The organism is Paenibacillus aquistagni (assembly GCF_900177815.1).
Lineage (GTDB): Bacteria > Bacillota > Bacilli > Paenibacillales > Paenibacillaceae > Paenibacillus_B > Paenibacillus_B aquistagni.
Map to the genome: position 1 here is coordinate 149,088 of NZ_FXAZ01000005.1, position 16,578 is coordinate 165,665.

A 16,578-nucleotide genomic window follows, 5' to 3' on the forward strand; every position below is an offset into this window, starting at 1 on the left:
CTTCTTTCTATTTTTTAATCCTTCACCGCACCGACAATTGAATCTGCCAACGCTTTCATATATAAAGGATCCTGATTCAAAGATCGCGTGCGTTTGTATGAGATGCCAAGCTCTTGAGCCTTTCCTGACGCTTCAATATCGAGATCATACAGCACTTCCAAATGATCCGAGACAAATCCGATCGGAACGGACAAGGCGTAGCGCGTACCCTCTTCCTGCAGCTTCTCAAGCGTATCTAGAATATCTGGACCAAGCCAAGGCGTTCCTGTCTGACCTGCGCTCTGCCAGGTGAACTGCCACTGAGCATCATGCAGCGCACACTCCTTCACGATTGCACGAGACGTATCCAATAGCTGCTCAGGATATGGATCATTCATCTCCAGAATTCGGGTTGGCAAGCTGTGCGCACTAAAGAGGACACGCACCTCTTCGCGAGGAGCTCCTTCCCCTACAAAGGCATCAAGCTGCTCTCGCACTCTAACGGACAAAGCTTCAATCAGAGCAGGGTGAAGATGATAGCTGTTGATGCCAGAGAACGCGATGTCATGTTTATTCGCTTCCTCCTCTGCCCGCTTAAGGTATCCACCTACACTCATTACAGAATAATGGGGTGCCAGTACGATGCCAATCGCTTCTTTGATCCCATCGTGTGCCATTGCTTGAATGCCATCTTCAATAAAAGGAGCGGCGTGCTTCAAGCCCTGATAGCATACATACGCTGTATCCGTATCCCTTGCTCGCTCATCAAGTGTTCTCTGAAGAGCTTCAACCTGTTTGTTTGTATTTTCTCGCAGTGGAAATACGCCGCCAACAATCGCCTCGTAACGAGAGCTTAACTCTTCAAGCTGCTCGCTGGTAGGTGGATGCCCGCGTCGAATATGGGTATAGTACGCCTCGATTCCCTCCATGCTCTCAGGAGTTCCATAAGACATTACCAATACCCCGATCTTGCGTTGTGTCATCCTTTTGCCTCCTTGTCTTGAGCAAGCGCCTGCTCTGAATAGGCATGCACAAATTCAGTAAGTTGTTTCAGCTTGTCTAGAGAAGCCTCCGGGAATAAGCCGTGTCCTAGATTAAAGATATACCCGTGCTGCTGCATTCCCAAATCAAGAATGTGCTTCGCTTCACGTTCAATAATAGACATCGGTCCTGTCAATACATAAGGGTCAAGATTGCCTTGAACGGCAAATCGCTCCCCCACTCTTCTTCTGCCTTCCTCGATCGACACACGCCAGTCAAGACCAATCACATCAACCTGAAGCTCTCTAAGAGAAGGCAGCAGTTCTCCTGAACTTACCCCCGGGAAATATATCTTAGGAACATCTAGATCGCTCAATGAAGTGAAGATGCGCTCAATCGTAGGCAATACATAGGTGCGGAAATCACGCGGCGACAAAGAGCCCACCCAGCTGTCAAACAGTTGAAAGGCCTTGCCTCCATTCTGAATCTGGGCACGAAGATACTGGGTCACCATATCCCCAAGCTTGTCCATGAGCAAGAACCACATCTCCGGCTCTTCGTACATCATGGTCTTCGTTCGAATATAGGACTTGGAAGGACGCCCCTCAATCAGATAACTTGCGATTGTAAACGGCGCTCCTGCAAAAGTAATAAGCGGAACATCAAGTTCACGATCCAGAATTCGAATCGTCTCTAAAATATGGCCAAGATCACCTTGTGGATCAACCGGCTTCAATTGTTCAATCTGGGCTCGTGTACGAATAGGATCATGGATGACTGGGCCCACCTGCGCAACAATATCGAAGTCCACTCCAATAGAAGCCACAGGATTCATAATGTCGGAGTATAGAATGGCAGCGTCGACGCCAAGCTTCTTCACCGGCATCATGGTTACTTCAGCTGCAAGCTCTGGCTGCTGGCAGATCTCAAGCAGCGAATACTTCTCCTTAATCTTACGATAGTCTGGGTCATATCTTCCGGCTTGACGCATATACCAGACCGGAATGCGCTCTACCTTCTCTTTGCGGCAAGCACGTAGAAATAGATCTTGCTTACTCATCCATTCATCCCGCCTTAACGGTAATTTTGTATTAACTATTTGTTAGGAATGCTTTTAACTTTTATTATCCTTGTTTTCACCTTTCATCTCAACCAAGACTGTTCCTAGACTATGACAATCTATTGACAAACCAAACTATTTTGTGACACTTTCCGTACATTTATTCATTCATAAATCAAATGAATCTGCACATATTAACAGATAATCATGGCGATTCAGGAGGATAGCAGCATGACGAACTACTATGGGATGGAGATTGATTGGGAGAATGAAGTGCATAAGCGCTTTTCCCAATGTCAAGACATTACGGTTGAGAAGCTCGGCAATCAGATGACAATTTTCTTTTTTCGCCATTTACTTGACTATAATCTGTTTCAAAGCTTTGTTACTTCGTTCTTCGAGGACGCGGATCGACAGGACGGCCTTGAACGTCTTATTCAAGTCTGGAATCCAATTACAGGACATAATCAGGAGCACATCTTAGGTCAATTTGTTGAAAAGGTGCTGCGGGGTGAAGTCGGCGGGGTGTACAACGGACGCCTGTATACGATAGCAGTAGGACACAGTACTTCACGCGTTATTATGCCGTCAGACCGTGAATCCGTCATCACAGGTCCACATGATGCATTTACAGAGGACTGGGCAACCAACCTTTCCCTGATTCGTCGGCGCATTCAATCGAGCCATCTAAAAGTGATCAAGCACAATATAGGCAGCGAGTATCCGATTGACATCTTTATGTTGTATATCCAAGATACCGCTGAACAAGAAATTGTCGATGAGGCCATTAAGCGCATTGAGAGGATACAAGTCAATCAAGCTTTGGATGGCAATGTGCTAGCAAAGCGTCTTGATGATGCTCCCTTCTCGGTATTTCCGCAGTGGCTCGGAACCGAGCGGCCTGACGTGGTGGCAGATCAGCTCAAACAAGGCAAAGTAGTGATCGTCACAAGCAATAGTCCTACTGTCATTGCTGCGCCCGCCCATTTTTTCGACTTTTTTGCCGTCAGCGGAGATGCTTACGAGAGATGGCACTTTAGCGTATTCATACGAATTCTCCGGATCTTTGTGTTCATTCTCTCGCTAATGCTGAGCGCATTCTATGTAGCCATAACGACCTATCATTATCAATTCATTCCATCCCCGCTGCTTCAGACCATGATCCAGGCCAGATATCGCGTCCCTTTCAGTCCGATGATCGAGGCCTTAATGATCGAGGGGGTTGTAGAGCTGCTGCGCGAGGCTGGGGCAAGATTGCCATCTAAGATCGCACAAACCATTGGTATCGTTGGAGGCCTTGTCATTGGACAAGCGATCGTGCAAGCCGGATTAGTAAGCGATGTATTGATTGTCGCAGTAGCAGCCAGCGCCTTGTCCTCCTTTATCGTACCGAACTATACGATGGAGACCTCCATGCGGCTATTTCGCTTCTTGAATGTTATCTTAGCTGGATACTTAGGTTACTTTGGCATTTTCTTATTCGTGACCTTGTTCGTTACTCACCTATGCCATATCAAGACATTATCGAAGGAATATATCATGCTTAGCCGATTTCCAAGATTCACATTTCTATCCTATCGCAAGCAGCCTCGAATGAGCGCTTACTTGTGGAACAAACTACCGTCTAAATCCAAGAGGTGACATGGTTTGAATCCCCATCTGAAGAGCTTCGGTCTTACAACATTAATGTTTCTTGTTATCCGAGGGGTAACCTTTTTCACGCTTCCCTCCTTAGTGACAAGAATATATGGAACGAACAGCTGGATTCTTATTCCCGCTTATGTACTGGTGACGCTGGGAGGCATGGCTCTACTGATCAAAGGGATGGAGAAGCATCATCAACAGTCCATTTTTGAAGTGGTGCATCTCCATTTCCCGCCTTTTATTGCCAAGCTTTTTTCATGTCTGCTCATACTCAATTTTTTAGCTGTGGGTCTTACCATAATAAATGAATATATCTCGATGTTTCAATTTACGGTCGACTCTTCTGTGAGAATTTCACGTGTTGCTATTTTTCTCATTATCGCCGTACTTATTGTGGCAAGCCATGGACTGTATACGATGACCAAGACATCTATTATCTTGTTTCTCATTTCTTTTTGGATCATTTTCATTGAGATTCTGCTGTTCAATGATTTTTCGCTAACAAGATTAACCCCGTTTTTCTTCAGGGGAGGACAATTCAACTGGAAAGGCGCCTTAGCAATCACTTATTCATTCCTGGGCTTTGAAATGCTTATGGTGATGAGTCCCTTTATCAGCAAGACTACAAAAGCATTTCGAGCCGTTACCTATTCGTATCTCATGTTGTGCGTGTATTTCACCATGTACATTATTTTATCGCAGGGACTGGTGTCGATCCTGCAAATTCCAAAGATTCGATTCATTACGCTGCGCTTGTATGGAGCTTCTAGATTTCCAACGGTCGAGTACATTACCGACTTTCTGTTCTTTTTCTTTATCTTCTCTGCGATCATGTCGAGTGCGTTATACATTTGGGCAGCAAACGAAGGCATGCTTAAGCTCGTAAGAAGAAAGCATTCAAGAACCAATTATGTGCTTATCGGCGCTGTGTTTATTATTATAATGGCCTTAAACATCTCGTCCCGAACATGGCAAGCCGTATCGTTCTGGGTAGGTTTTGTTGAAACTTGTATTGTTGTCATCTGTATCTTGCTGCTGCTAGTTCTTCCATATAAGCAAAAGGTCTCTCATAGCAGTGACCTATCCGCCAACTCATCTACAAGCAAGGACCCAAATGAAGAAATGGCAAAGGAGGTGCCGTAAACGATGTATGCTCGCCGAATGATGACTTTTTTGATCATCATCATAATACCGATCATGTTAACCTCCTGCCTAGCGAAGCAAATCATTAACCAGAATGGCTTTATCCAGACCATTACGGTAGATAAGACGAACACAGCAGATATCTACCGCATGGGCATCATGTTTCCTGATCCTGAGAAAGGAAGCACGCAAAATGCCCTCTCGCTGAGTATTGAAGCAGAGAATCTGCCAAAGGCATTGGATCATTTTCAATTAAAAACCAGATATTCGCTTGTAATCGGACAGCTTCGAAATATTATCATTAGTCGGGAGCTTGCAGAATCAGTAGGGGTCAACAAGATCATTCAAACCCTGCTCTACAACCCTAAATTCCCGCTTACGAGCCGAATTATGATCCATAATGGAAAAGCAAGCGATTATTTGAAGCTAAAAGAAGATCTAACCGATTACCATCTTTCCAATCTCCTTAGAAAAATGCAGAACCAATACAAAACAGGAACGAATACGCTGTTTAACTTTGTCCGCAATGAATTGGAACCAGGCGTTGACCCCATCTTATTACAAACTCATATCGAGGAAGGCAGTGTTGGCATAGAAGGAGCACTTCTTTTTAAAAAAGACAAGCCGATCAGCATGATAGATGAGCAGGAACTTCAATACCTATTGATGCTCAGAAATAAAAAAATGAACGTCAACTTGAATATTTCCAAGGCGTTTTTGCCGACCAATCAGCCCTTTGCCGTTAACAATGCTACGTCAAAAAAAGAAATTCGGATTCTTCAAGTAAAGCCCATTCCAAAAATTGAAATCTATTTCTCGATCATTGGTCCTCTTGTCTCACCCATCAATGATATTACCGATCATTCTAGGGAATTAACATCAGACATGATCGAGCGTTCAGTAGAACATGGCCTGAATCAATTTATGAGAAAAGTTCAGGCTTCAGGGACTGATCCTATCGGTATTGGTCATATTGTCCGCAATAGGATGAGCTTCGAAGAATGGGATGAAGACACATGGCGAGAGATGTTTAAAAAAGCCGATATTCGCTGCATTGTCCAGTACACGTTAGAAAATGAAATCTAAAATGTGGTATCATAGGAGTTAGCTGTTAATGGACGGACGGTGACCAGAGAAAGCGGTGAATGGCAATGCAGCAATGGAAGTTGAACCTAACCGTGCTGTGGTTCGGTAACTTTCTGGTTATGGCAGGAATGACCATGGTTGTCCCTTTCCTCGCTCTTTACCTGCAGCATGATATTGGCTTAACCAACCAACACGAAATTGGCGTATGGGCCGGTTTGATCTTTGCTGCGAACTTTGTTACATCTTTTATTTTCCAGCCTATTTGGGGCAAATACGCGGATAAATACGGCCGCAAGGTTATGCTGTTGCGGTCTGGCTTTGGAATGGCCATTGTAATTGTTCTTATGGGATTTGCAACAAGTCCTGTGCACCTCTTGATTTTACGGCTATTGAATGGTACGATCTCCGGCTTTAACCCTGCGGCGGTTGCCCTTGTATCCGCAACGACGCCGAAGAAGAAGATTGGGTTTGCGATGGGAGTGCTTCAGTCTGGCGGGGTCGCAGGCAATATCTTGGGCCCGCTCATTGGAGGCATGCTGGCAGACTGGGTCGGGTATCGTCCCATTTTCTACATTACAGGTACGCTGCTATTCATGGGCTCGATGCTGGCGCTGCTCTTCGTTAAGGAGTCCTTCGACAAGGAAGAAGCGATGAAAGCTCCGGAAGTGTCTGTTATTCAGGGCTTCAAGCAGTTAAGCCGCATCCCGCAGATTATGTCCTTGTATGCCGTGACATTTCTGCTTCAGTTTGCCATGATAGCTCCGATGTCTCTACTCCCGCTGTATGTTCAGAAGCTGCACGGCACAACAGCGAACCTGGCCTTCCTTGCCGGGTTGGTAAGTGCTGTCGCGGGGCTGTCCAATATGATTGCTTCTCCTCTGCTTGGCAAATTGAGCGATCGGATTGGGTCCAGTCGGATATTGAGGCTATCGTTGATTGGAGCTGCCTGCGCACTCATTCCACAAGCGTTCGTAACGGAAGTGTGGCAGCTGATTGCAGTAAGGTTCTTGCTTGGATTATTCATGGGGGGCTTGCTCCCTTCTGTCAATGCCTTGATCCGCAAGTTCATACCTGACGGCATGGAGAGCCGTGCCTACAGCTTCAACAGCAGCACGATGGCGCTTGGGAACACGATCGGTTCCGTCACAGGCGGCCTACTGTCTGGCTTTATAGGAATAGAAGGATTGTTCATCATGTCGGGCATCTTCTTAATCATCAATGTCATCTGGGTTCAATTTGCTTTTCATCGAACGAAGCAAGCAGCGGGTAGACCGCTCTAACTGCAGGAGCACTCTTCCTTAGGAACGGATATGCAGGAATCCATCAATTAAAATAAGGTCACCTAGCAAACAGCCTGTCAATATGCAGCCTCTACTGAGATCTTTGAAGATGCACGATCTCTGGTGGAGGCTGTTTTTAACGTTATAGCTGGCATCTGCTCCGGAAACATAAGACACTTACCTGTTTCAATGCACAAAGGGCTGGCGAAGCACCTTCGCCAACCCTTTGTAATATTGCGAGCTTAGTGAATATCTAAAGCCTCTAAACGGGGAGCAGTCCCATAACATTCAAAAATACGATAATGATGGCTACAGGAATGATGTATCGTAATAAAAAGATGTATACGGCAAGTCCCTTGCGCCACAGCTTAGGCTCGCTCTTCATCTCTTCTTGCAAACGTTCGCGCGGAAAGCGATAGCCCACAAAGATCGCAATTAAGAATACACCGAGCGGCATTAAGATGTTCGTCACCGTAAAATCAGCGGCATCAAACAAAGATTTACCGAAGATTGTGACATCCGACAGCACACCAAATGATAAAGCAAACGGTACTCCTACCAAGAAGATCAGACCACCGAATACCCAGCTCAATCGCTTGCGCTTCAAGGAATCATTTTTGGAAAAGCCTGCGACCAATATCTCAAGCATGGAGAACGCTGAGGTAAAGGTAGCAAATAAAAACAACGCCAAGAAAATAGCGATAAAGACTCCGCCGCCCATCATCTTCTCAAAGACAGCTGGCAGGGTGACAAACAATAGTCCAGGTCCCTCCGTTGGCTTCATGCCAAGAGCGAACAAAGCAGGAAAGATCGCAAGTCCTGCCATTAAGGAAGTCAGCACGTTAAGCGATACAACAGAGATCGCAGACCGCGTCAAAGACTCCTTCTTGCTGAGATATGAGCTGTATGTCACCATCACCGATACCCCAACACTCAGGCAGAAGAACGATTGTCCAAGCGCATTCAACACAGCAGCGCCCGTCATGTTGTCAAAGTTCGGCATCAAAAAGTAGCGCACGCCCTCCATCATTCCAGGCAGTGTCAAGGAACGAATCAATAAGATCACAAAGAGAATGAACAAGCCTGGCATCAAGATGCGGCTCGATCTCTCAATTCCACGCTTAACTCCCATACCGACTACCAGGATCGTGATCAGCATAAAGCAGAATTGCGCCAGCACCGAGAACGTTGGATCGGCAACGGTCTGATTAAATAGATCACCATAGGCATGTCCCGCATGCAGCAAAGAGCCCGTCAAGCTGCGTGCAAAGTATAAGAGTATCCAGCCTCCTACAACACTATAGAAGGACAAGAGCAAGAAGCAGGTAGCCATCCCCAGATAGCCGACATAATGCCATTTTGACTTTGGCGCCAGATCTTTATAAGCTGAGATCGCTTCCTTGCCTGTGCTCCGCCCGATAAAAAATTCTGCCAGCAAGAGCGGCATGCCGATCAGCAGAGTAAAAAGAATAAAGATCAGGAAGAAGGCGCCGCCTCCACTGGTTGCTACCGTATTGGGAAATTTCCAAATCGCCCCGAGCCCAATGGCTGATCCTGCTGATGCAAGAATGAACCCGAGCTTAGACGTCCATTGTTCTTTTGTCTGCATAACATGGTGTCCCCTTCTTTCGTGATGTTCATATACACGCCAGCTAGAATGGAAGCCAGTTCATTCCATTCAAGAAAACGATCAAGACGATAACAGGCAGAATATAACGAAGTAAAAACATATACAGCACAAGGCCCTTTTTCCATCTTGGAGCAATTGCGTTCCATTCCTGCTTTAATCGCTCCTTAGGGAAGCGATAGCCTACGAAGACGGCGATTAAGATAACCCCAATCGGCAGCATGACATTGGATACGGCAAAGTCCGCCCATTCAAAGACGGTTTTCCCGCCGAAGGACAGTTCTTGCATCCCAAAGGACAGCGCCGATGGTACGCCTAGCAAGAAAATAACAATACCGCACGTCCATGTTGCACGCTTTCTCCTTGCTGCATCGCCCTTCGAGAAGGCCGCAACGACAATCTCAAGCAGGGAAAAGGCGGATGTCAGTGTGGCAAACAGGAACAAAGCCAAAAATACAGCAATGAAAATAGATCCGTAAGGCAGCTTCTCAAACATGGCAGGCAGTGTAATAAACAACAGGCCCGGTCCTTCTACTGGCTTCATTCCAGCAGCAAACAGTGCTGGGAAGATCGCAAGTCCCGCCATCAGAGACGTCATCAAATTAAGGCCAACGACAGATAAGGCAGGTTTGCCAATCGGCTCATTGCGATTCACGTACGAGCTGTACGTCACCATGCAGGAGCCGCCGACGCTCAGGCTGAAGAAGGATTGTCCCAATGCATACAGAATCGCTTCGCCGTCAAGCCGGCTAAAGTCAGGCTTCAAGAAATATTCAAGACCCGCTTCCATTCCTGGAAGGGTTAGAGATCGTATGATCAAGATGACAAACAATACAAATAAACCCGGCATCATGATGCGGCTTGCCTTCTCAATGCCTCCCTTGACCCCTCTAGCCACAACAAGAATGGTGAGGAGCATAAACAAGGCTTGAGAGCCTACCGACCAGAGCGGCTCTGACGTTGTAGCTTGGAAGATCGCACTGTACTCTTCCCCTGCGTGGATCAGCTGACCGGATAATGAACGCAGGAAATACAAGACGATCCATCCTCCCACAACGCTATAGAAGGACAGCAGCAGCGTACAGGTTGCCATTCCAAGATAGCCAACCAAGTGCCACTTGCTGTTTGGCGCCAAGTCTTTGTAAGCGGATACCGCTTCTTTGCCCGTGCTTCGTCCAATGGCGAATTCAGCAAGCAGCAGCGGCAGTCCAATTCCGCAAGTAAATAATAGAAACACAACAAAAAAAGCGCCGCCTCCGCTGGTTGCTACCACATTGGGAAATTTCCATATCGCCCCAAGTCCAATCGCGGCTCCTGCTGACGCAAGAATGAATCCAATTTTTGACGTCCACTGTTCAGATGTTCTCATCACTATACTCCCTTTCCTCTCCACTCCACTATTATCCTCTGCTCAACTATGCTAGGTCTACATCAGAACCTGTGCGGCTTTTTGCTATCATATCACATGGCATTTGATCCGAACATACGGGAAATATTAGCCATCGTTCAAAATCACCCTTACCTATATAAATGGCCGCAGGACACGACTAGCGTACAATGGCAATGGCCAAGCCGTCATAAGCAGGGAGCATGGTTGTCTCCAAGCGCTCGTCCTGTGCCAGCATGGCATTGAACTTGCGGATCGCTTGAACAGACGGCCCCTGCTTCGCTTTATCCAATGTGCGTCCTCTCAAGAACAAATTATCGACGACAATGATCGCTCCTGAACTCGCCAATTGAATGCAATATTCCAGATAACGGGTATAATTTTCTTTGTCTGCATCAATAAAGAAGAGATCGAAGCGTTGTCCCTCACTAACAAGATCAGCAAGACTGTCTAAGGCGGCACCTATTCGGTATTCAATATGATCGCCGTAACCCGCTTCGATTAGATTCTGCTCTGCTACTCGCGCGTAATCCTCCTTCAACTCTAACGAGATAAGCTTCTTCTCACCCGTTAAGCCGCGAAGAAGGCACAGTCCAGAATAGCCGCCAAGCGCTCCTAGCTCTAATGCGCGTTCGGCGCGGCTCATTCGACCGAGCATGGTCAGCAGCCGTCCATACCCATCCTCTACGGAGATAGCCGGCATCCCATGTTCCTTGATTCGTTGTACAATCCGTTCAAGCTCCGGATCAGGAGCGTATAAGCCATCAACATATTGTTCCTCTAAACTATTGGTCATCTTTTCACAACCTCCTGCAATTATGATATGATGGTTCCCGTATGAACACAAGCCAGAACCGAATATGAACGGAGTGAACCCACAGTATGAATCAACCTTGGACTTTAATCGCAACAGCCGCGATGGGAATGGAATCCATCGTCGCACGTGAGCTGCGCGATCTTGGTTACGACAATATAGAAATACAGAACGGACGCGTGCTCTTTCAAGGCGGCCCTTTGGATGTATGTCGAGCAAATTTATGGCTTCGCACCTCCGACCGCGTCCTGATCCGCATGGCGGAATTCGAAGCGACCACCTTCGAGGACTTGTTTCAAGGCGCCAAAGCCGTCCCTTGGCATGAATGGATTCCTGCAGATGGCGAGTTTCCAGTTGAAGGCCGCTCTCACAAGTCCCAGCTCTCAAGCGTGCCTGCCTGCCAAGGCATCGTAAAAAAAGCGATCGTAGAACAATTAAAAGAGCACTACCATACCGAATGGTTTAAGGAAACAGGGGCTTACTTCCGCATAGAGGTTATGCTGCTCCATGACATTGCCACAATCGTACTGGATACGACAGGACCGAGCCTTCATAAGCGCGGCTATCGCAAAGACTTGATCGGACAAGCTCCGCTGAAGGAAACAATGGCTGCAGCGCTAGTGCTCTTAAGCCGCTGGAATCCAAGCCGTCCGCTTTATGATCCATGCTGCGGCTCGGGCACATTGCTTATCGAAGCTGCGATGATCGGCTGGAATGTCGCTCCTGGACTTCGCCGCTCCTTCCCTTCAGAGGCTTGGCCTCTTATACCGGAGTCCGCATGGGAAGAAGCACGAGAAGAGGCCTTTGACGCTGTAAGGGATGATATTGATCTGCAGATTATGGGCTCTGATATCGATAAAGACGTGATTGAACTGGCAAAAAAGGCTGCAAAAAGCGCTGGCTTCGGACGCGAAATCAAGTTTGAAGCAATGCCTGTGGCTAAAGCGAGACCGGATGGAGAATATGGCGTAATCATCACCAACCCGCCGTATGGAGAGCGCTTATCGGAAAAAGATGAGGTCGAGAAGCTGATTCGCCAAATGGGCTTCATGATGAAGACTCTTCCAACTTGGTCCTACTTTGCGATCAGCCCGAGCCGCCAGTTCGAGCATTATTATGGAGTACCCGCGACGAAGCGTCGCAAGCTGTACAACGGCAATATCGAATGTCAATTCTATCAATATTTTGGACCGCTCCCGCCTCGCAAGCCGCGTGAAGAGGAGTAGTCGAGCTGGATGAACGTATCTTAGGGTACGTTCATTCTTCATACACGTTACCCATTTAACGAGCAATATCCAAAAAGGAGGGGGAATATGCGGCCCTATCAGCGAATGACGATAGATGTGTCAAGACGTCCCTCATCCAGGTGGTTAACCTTTGGGGGATTGTCCTTCCTTTTATTCGTACCTATTATGCTGTGGAAATGCCTATGGCTCAATCATCTATTAGCGATTCCCAATATGGCAACGGATCGCTATGATATCATGGTCAATCTCGGCGCCCTCTTGATTGTTAGCGGCTGGACCCTATGGCTGCCTGCTAGATTAAGACCTTCAGCGCTGCTTATTGTGAATGTGGTTCTGACCCTTATCTTGTACGCAGATCTCGTCTATTTCCGTTATTTCCAAGACTTTATTACAATCCCTGTCTTGCAGCAGACCGGACAGGTGGGTGAGCTTGGCGGCAGTATTGCTGCCCTACTCAGCATAAAGGATCTCTATTTCTTTTTGGATTGGGTGCTGCTCACTCCATTATGCATCCTGCAAATGAAATCCATTCGCAAGTCGATATCACAGGCTTCATCAGCAGGCTTTCACTTCCATAAGCAATCATGGGGAAGCCGCCTGCTGAAGCGCTCCGCTGCCGGGATTGCCAGCCTAATCATCGGTACAGTTCTGCTCTTCTATCCCATTCAACATGCTACGACAACTTGGGCCAAGGGACTCTTCGATGGGAACTGGTGGAGTGCTTCACTGTATAACATTACCGGCATTTATGGGTTCCATGGTTATGATATCGCGAGATACGCGGAGGACCACTGGTTTGACAGGAAGAAGCTCGATGAGGAGCAGCAAAAAGCGATAAAAGCTTGGTTTAACGAGCACCAAGACAAGCTGAGTGGACCCCAAGATACATTTGGCAAGTATAAAGGCAGCAATGTCATCATTGTACAAGTTGAGGCACTAGAGAACATCGTGATCTCGAACAAGCTGAATGGACAGGAGATTACGCCGAACTTGAATAAGCTGCTGAAAGACAGCCTTTACTTCAGCCGCTTCTACCATCAGACTGGTCAAGGACGAACATCGGATGCTGATTTTAGCGTGCAGACAAGCCTGCATCCTCTTCCAGCCGGTTCCGTGTTCACCCGATACCCGAAGCATGAGTACGATGTGCTGCCAGCCCTTTTGAAGGAACATGATTACTCGACAGGCGCCTATCATGCTTATGAGGCAGGATTTTGGAATCGGAATATCGTCTACCATGAATTTGCCTACGATGACTTCATGAGCAAGAAGGACTACATCATGGATGATCCGCTCGGCTGGTCTCTAAGCGATGAATCCTTCTTCCGTCAGTCTCTTGAGCGGATGAACGAGGCTGAGGCTCAGTTCTACAGCTTTATGATTACTCTTACGAGCCATCATCCTTATGCAATGCCTGAGAAGCTGCATAAGCTGTCTGTAGAACCCTATGAAGGCACCATCTTCGGGGATTATCTGCACGCTGTGCATTATGTTGATGAAGCCATTGGATCCTTTATTAAAGAGTTGAAGGAAAAGGGGCTATGGGATAAGTCGATCTTTATTCTCTATGGCGACCATGACAACTCTATCCCGGATAAGGAACCTGTAGAAGCCTTGCTAGGACAGTCGATCAGCGACTTGAAGATGAGAGAGACGAAGCAGCAGGTGCCGCTTATCATTCATCTGCCGGATGATGGCGAGGCAGGTCAATACGATCGGGTTGGCGGACAAATGGATCTAGCGCCAACCATCCTTCACTGGCTCGGCATCGATCCAACAAAGATGCACTACATGGGAACCCATCTGCAAAATGAGCATGATCCGCTTGTAGTGCTTCGCGATGGCTCCTTTACAGATGGCCAGATTTCTTACTTGCCATCTCCCGATGGAATCGTGGAGCATGGATTATGTTACGATGCCAGAACGGAAGCAGAGCTGCCCGTGAATACATGCAGCCCGCTCCAAAAACGAGCGGCCAACGAGCTTCAAATCTCGGATTGGTTCATAACTTATAATTACTTGGATCAAATCAAAATTAAATAGATATAGCAGCGTGGCGACCCTGCCCTTGTCCCTCCAACACGATGAGGACAAGGGCTTTTTACATCTGAATTCTAGTCTAGTAGATATACTTGCTTAACAGCGACAGCAGCACATCCATTTCCTCATCGGTTCCAATGCTGATACGAAGCTTGTCCGACAATCGAGGGGAGTTAAAATAACGCACGTATACCTGATGTGTGATTAAATATTCATACATCCCCTTGGCTTGGTCATGTGGCGGCGTACAGAGCAAAAAGTTGGCAGCAGAGGGGAGTACTGAAAAGCCCATTAGCTGCAACGCTTGACTTACTCTCTCGCGTGTTGCGATGACGCGCTGAACGGTTGACAGCAAGTAGGCTTGATCTTTTAGCGCTGCTTCAGCCATTGCCTGGCTTAGGGTACTCACATTATAGGAATCTCTGCATTTATCCAAAGCCATTACGAGTGATCGATCCGCAAGACAGTAACCAACGCGAATTCCGCAGAGCGAATATGATTTGGAGAAGGTTCGAAGCACAACCAAATTCGGATAATGGTCAACAAGCGAAGCGGCTGAAGCATGAGCAGGCGCAAAATCAATATACGCTTCATCTATGACGACCAATCCTTGATACGCCTGCAGCAGCTTCTCAATGGCATCCATCCCAAGCAGCAAGCCTGTCTGTGCATTGGGGTTCGCGATAAAGATTCCCTTCGCATTTGTCTTGACAAGGGCCTCCACATCAATCGAATAATCTTCTTGTGCAGGCACATACTCTGTATGAATGCGATGAATGTCAGCTATCGTCTTATAAAGTGTATAGGTGGGATAAGGCGTTGCTATGCTGTCCTGCTCTTCAAAACAAACTTGAAATAGGTAAGCGATGATCTCATCCGAGCCGTTGCCGCAAAACACATGCTCTTGCGGACAAGAATGCCGGTCAGCGATTGCTCTTCTAAGACTCTGACTAGTGGCATCGGGATAATACCGGAGGTTCGCATAATCAAAAGTTCGAAGCAATTCTTCCACGACAAGCGAAGGAGGATATGCATTCTCGTTTGCATTAAGCTTAATAAGAGACTTAGACTTCGGAGGCTGATCCCCTGGAACATATGGTGCAAGCTGAGCAATTGATGGTTTAATATACATAGACGACCTCCATGAGCGAAAATCGAAACTTGGTTTCCAAAATCATAGCAAAAATTGGAAATTTGTACAATATAAAAAATAGTAAAGGCAAAAAAGACATCCGAAGCTCGGATGCCCTTTCATTGACTTAAAAATTGCTTATTGCTGTTGATCCTTCAAGGAGCCGAGTCTTGTATGCTCATCTCCAAGCATCTCCTCAGCAAGCTCCACAGCTTGTTCATTACGGCTCATCTGAGCCTGCTCAACAGCAAGATCAGCATGCTGCAGGGAATTCTCGGCCTGCGTGATTGATTGCTCTGTTGGATGTGTCATCGCTTGAGAAACAGCATTATGAGCCTTCTCGACGGCATTCTGTGCCTGCGAGATCGGATTCTGCGATTGTAAGCTGGAATCGTATCTAGACATGTCCTAACCCTCCTCAAAGCGTTAACGACAAGCGGACAGCAGCTGCTGTCACTTGGTTAAGCTCGTCTTGTTCTTGTTAGGATGTCTTATCGATACAGAAATATGCGCTTATTCGTTGTATCTTTGCTATTTCACAAAAGGCTTTGCCTTCTCGATCGCTTCATCTTCTGTAGGTGCCGTTACATATCGTCCATTGATATATATAAACACACGTTTGTTGCAATGGCCGCAATAGGACTTACATCCGATCTTAATCTCCGCATTCGGATCCAGCTTCTTCACCTTAGGCAGGAAGCTCTTCATCTTAATATGACGGCATTTATCACATATACGTATATCGTTGCTCATCTTTGTCACTCCGCTTATCCCAATAATATGTCTAAATCGCTGATTTACTATCCTATTGTAAGTTAACTCCAATCGTTTCGCAACACCAGATCACATGAAATCATGGTTTCCTCACCTTATGGACGGGTCGGAAGCGTAGGCTGCTCATACTTTTCCGCAATCCTTGTGAACCACGGGATAAGGATCATCGTGAACACCATATCATCAATCGGAATGAATGGCATGAGATCAGGAAGAATCCAGTAAAGGACAAGCGCGGCACCAAAGATCGCCTTGAGATGCAGAGGGACCTTGGAAGATAACATAAGCTGCGGCGCAGTACGAAAGAGCATCCACAGTCGTGCAAATGTCCTTGTCTTCCCTCTTGGCGTTCTGCTGTTATTCGACATCCATAGCACCTCCCTG

At 46.9% G+C, this 16,578-nt stretch carries 15 protein-coding genes; 6 read left to right on the forward strand and 9 right to left on the reverse strand.

All coding sequences use genetic code 11. The annotated features are described in order from the left end of the window. Positions 1-14: 14 nt before the first annotated feature. Both hemH and hemE read right to left on the reverse strand, forming a co-directional pair. On the reverse strand, positions 15-962 hold the full coding sequence (gene hemH, locus B9Y93_RS17240; RefSeq protein ID WP_085496362.1) for a ferrochelatase: 948 nt from the start codon (positions 960-962) through the stop codon (positions 15-17). Then, positions 959-2,020, reverse strand: coding sequence for a uroporphyrinogen decarboxylase (hemE, locus tag B9Y93_RS17245; protein ID WP_085496364.1), 1,062 nt, complete (start codon positions 2,018-2,020; stop codon positions 959-961). The genes hemH and hemE overlap by 4 nt, the downstream gene beginning before the upstream one ends. 231 nt (positions 2,021-2,251) lie before the next feature. Between hemE and B9Y93_RS17250 the strand changes: the two genes are divergently transcribed. From B9Y93_RS17250 to B9Y93_RS17265, 4 genes are all read left to right on the forward strand, one after another. Further along, a complete protein-coding gene (locus tag B9Y93_RS17250; protein ID WP_176228969.1) occupies positions 2,252-3,661 on the forward strand; it encodes a spore germination protein in 1,410 nt (469 codons plus the stop codon). A 6-nt stretch (positions 3,662-3,667) separates the two neighbouring features. Beyond that, positions 3,668-4,807 carry a GerAB/ArcD/ProY family transporter gene (locus B9Y93_RS17255; protein WP_085496369.1) on the forward strand — a complete coding sequence of 380 codons (1,140 nt, stop codon included), beginning with the start codon at positions 3,668-3,670 and terminating at the stop codon, positions 4,805-4,807. A 3-nt stretch (positions 4,808-4,810) separates the two neighbouring features. Then, positions 4,811-5,893 carry a Ger(x)C family spore germination protein gene (locus B9Y93_RS17260; protein ID WP_085496371.1) on the forward strand — a complete coding sequence of 361 codons (1,083 nt, stop codon included), beginning with the start codon at positions 4,811-4,813 and terminating at the stop codon, positions 5,891-5,893. A gap of 65 nt (positions 5,894-5,958) precedes the next feature. Next, positions 5,959-7,173: an MFS transporter gene (locus B9Y93_RS17265; RefSeq protein ID WP_085496836.1), complete on the forward strand. Its 1,215-nt coding sequence runs from the start codon at positions 5,959-5,961 to the stop codon at positions 7,171-7,173. Between the two features lie 262 nt (positions 7,174-7,435). On the opposite strand, the gene B9Y93_RS17270 is transcribed toward B9Y93_RS17265, so the two are convergent. From B9Y93_RS17270 to B9Y93_RS17280, 3 genes are all read right to left on the reverse strand, one after another. Beyond that, on the reverse strand, positions 7,436-8,782 hold the full coding sequence (locus tag B9Y93_RS17270; protein WP_085496374.1) for a sodium-dependent transporter: 1,347 nt from the start codon (positions 8,780-8,782) through the stop codon (positions 7,436-7,438). Between the two features lie 43 nt (positions 8,783-8,825). After that, complete coding sequence (locus B9Y93_RS17275; RefSeq protein ID WP_085496375.1) at positions 8,826-10,169, reverse strand: sodium-dependent transporter; 1,344 nt, start codon at positions 10,167-10,169, stop codon at positions 8,826-8,828. Between the two features lie 178 nt (positions 10,170-10,347). Further along, complete coding sequence (locus B9Y93_RS17280; RefSeq protein ID WP_085496377.1) at positions 10,348-10,983, reverse strand: O-methyltransferase; 636 nt, start codon at positions 10,981-10,983, stop codon at positions 10,348-10,350. Positions 10,984-11,069: 86 nt separating this feature from the next. Between B9Y93_RS17280 and B9Y93_RS17285 the strand changes: the two genes are divergently transcribed. Both B9Y93_RS17285 and B9Y93_RS17290 read left to right on the forward strand, forming a co-directional pair. Further along, positions 11,070-12,227 carry a THUMP domain-containing class I SAM-dependent RNA methyltransferase gene (locus B9Y93_RS17285; RefSeq protein WP_085496379.1) on the forward strand — a complete coding sequence of 386 codons (1,158 nt, stop codon included), beginning with the start codon at positions 11,070-11,072 and terminating at the stop codon, positions 12,225-12,227. An 87-nt stretch (positions 12,228-12,314) separates the two neighbouring features. Then, positions 12,315-14,291 (forward strand): LTA synthase family protein, encoded by a 1,977-nt coding sequence (locus B9Y93_RS17290; RefSeq protein ID WP_085496381.1) that lies wholly within the window; start codon positions 12,315-12,317, stop codon positions 14,289-14,291. 76 nt (positions 14,292-14,367) lie between these two features. Here B9Y93_RS17290 and hisC read toward each other — a convergent pair whose 3' ends face one another. From hisC to B9Y93_RS17310, 4 genes are all read right to left on the reverse strand, one after another. After that, positions 14,368-15,420, reverse strand: coding sequence for a histidinol-phosphate transaminase (gene hisC, locus B9Y93_RS17295; protein ID WP_085496384.1), 1,053 nt, complete (start codon positions 15,418-15,420; stop codon positions 14,368-14,370). Between the two features lie 138 nt (positions 15,421-15,558). Then, positions 15,559-15,825, reverse strand: coding sequence for a hypothetical protein (locus B9Y93_RS17300; RefSeq protein ID WP_085496386.1), 267 nt, complete (start codon positions 15,823-15,825; stop codon positions 15,559-15,561). Positions 15,826-15,951: 126 nt separating this feature from the next. Then, the gene (locus tag B9Y93_RS17305) at positions 15,952-16,173 is read right to left on the reverse strand and encodes a YuzB family protein (RefSeq protein ID WP_085496388.1); all 222 of its coding nucleotides are present in this window, start codon (positions 16,171-16,173) and stop codon (positions 15,952-15,954) included. A gap of 116 nt (positions 16,174-16,289) precedes the next feature. Beyond that, positions 16,290-16,562 carry a hypothetical protein gene (locus B9Y93_RS17310; RefSeq protein ID WP_085496389.1) on the reverse strand — a complete coding sequence of 91 codons (273 nt, stop codon included), beginning with the start codon at positions 16,560-16,562 and terminating at the stop codon, positions 16,290-16,292. Positions 16,563-16,578 lie beyond the last annotated feature (16 nt).

Coding starts and splice junctions, on each gene's coding strand:
- B9Y93_RS17265 (WP_085496836.1), top strand. CDS start 5,959: ATGCAGCAATGGAAGTTGAACCTAACCGTGCTGTGGTTCGGTAACTTT.
- B9Y93_RS17275 (WP_085496375.1), bottom strand. CDS start 10,169: ATGAGAACATCTGAACAGTGGACGTCAAAAATTGGATTCATTCTTGCG.
- B9Y93_RS17260 (WP_085496371.1), top strand. CDS start 4,811: ATGTATGCTCGCCGAATGATGACTTTTTTGATCATCATCATAATACCG.
- hemH (WP_085496362.1), bottom strand. CDS start 962: ATGACACAACGCAAGATCGGGGTATTGGTAATGTCTTATGGAACTCCT.
- hisC (WP_085496384.1), bottom strand. CDS start 15,420: ATGTATATTAAACCATCAATTGCTCAGCTTGCACCATATGTTCCAGGG.
- B9Y93_RS17305 (WP_085496388.1), bottom strand. CDS start 16,173: ATGAGCAACGATATACGTATATGTGATAAATGCCGTCATATTAAGATG.
- B9Y93_RS17270 (WP_085496374.1), bottom strand. CDS start 8,782: ATGCAGACAAAAGAACAATGGACGTCTAAGCTCGGGTTCATTCTTGCA.
- B9Y93_RS17250 (WP_176228969.1), top strand. CDS start 2,252: ATGACGAACTACTATGGGATGGAGATTGATTGGGAGAATGAAGTGCAT.
- B9Y93_RS17300 (WP_085496386.1), bottom strand. CDS start 15,825: ATGTCTAGATACGATTCCAGCTTACAATCGCAGAATCCGATCTCGCAG.
- B9Y93_RS17310 (WP_085496389.1), bottom strand. CDS start 16,562: ATGTCGAATAACAGCAGAACGCCAAGAGGGAAGACAAGGACATTTGCA.
- B9Y93_RS17290 (WP_085496381.1), top strand. CDS start 12,315: ATGCGGCCCTATCAGCGAATGACGATAGATGTGTCAAGACGTCCCTCA.
- hemE (WP_085496364.1), bottom strand. CDS start 2,020: ATGAGTAAGCAAGATCTATTTCTACGTGCTTGCCGCAAAGAGAAGGTA.
- B9Y93_RS17285 (WP_085496379.1), top strand. CDS start 11,070: ATGAATCAACCTTGGACTTTAATCGCAACAGCCGCGATGGGAATGGAA.
- B9Y93_RS17280 (WP_085496377.1), bottom strand. CDS start 10,983: ATGACCAATAGTTTAGAGGAACAATATGTTGATGGCTTATACGCTCCT.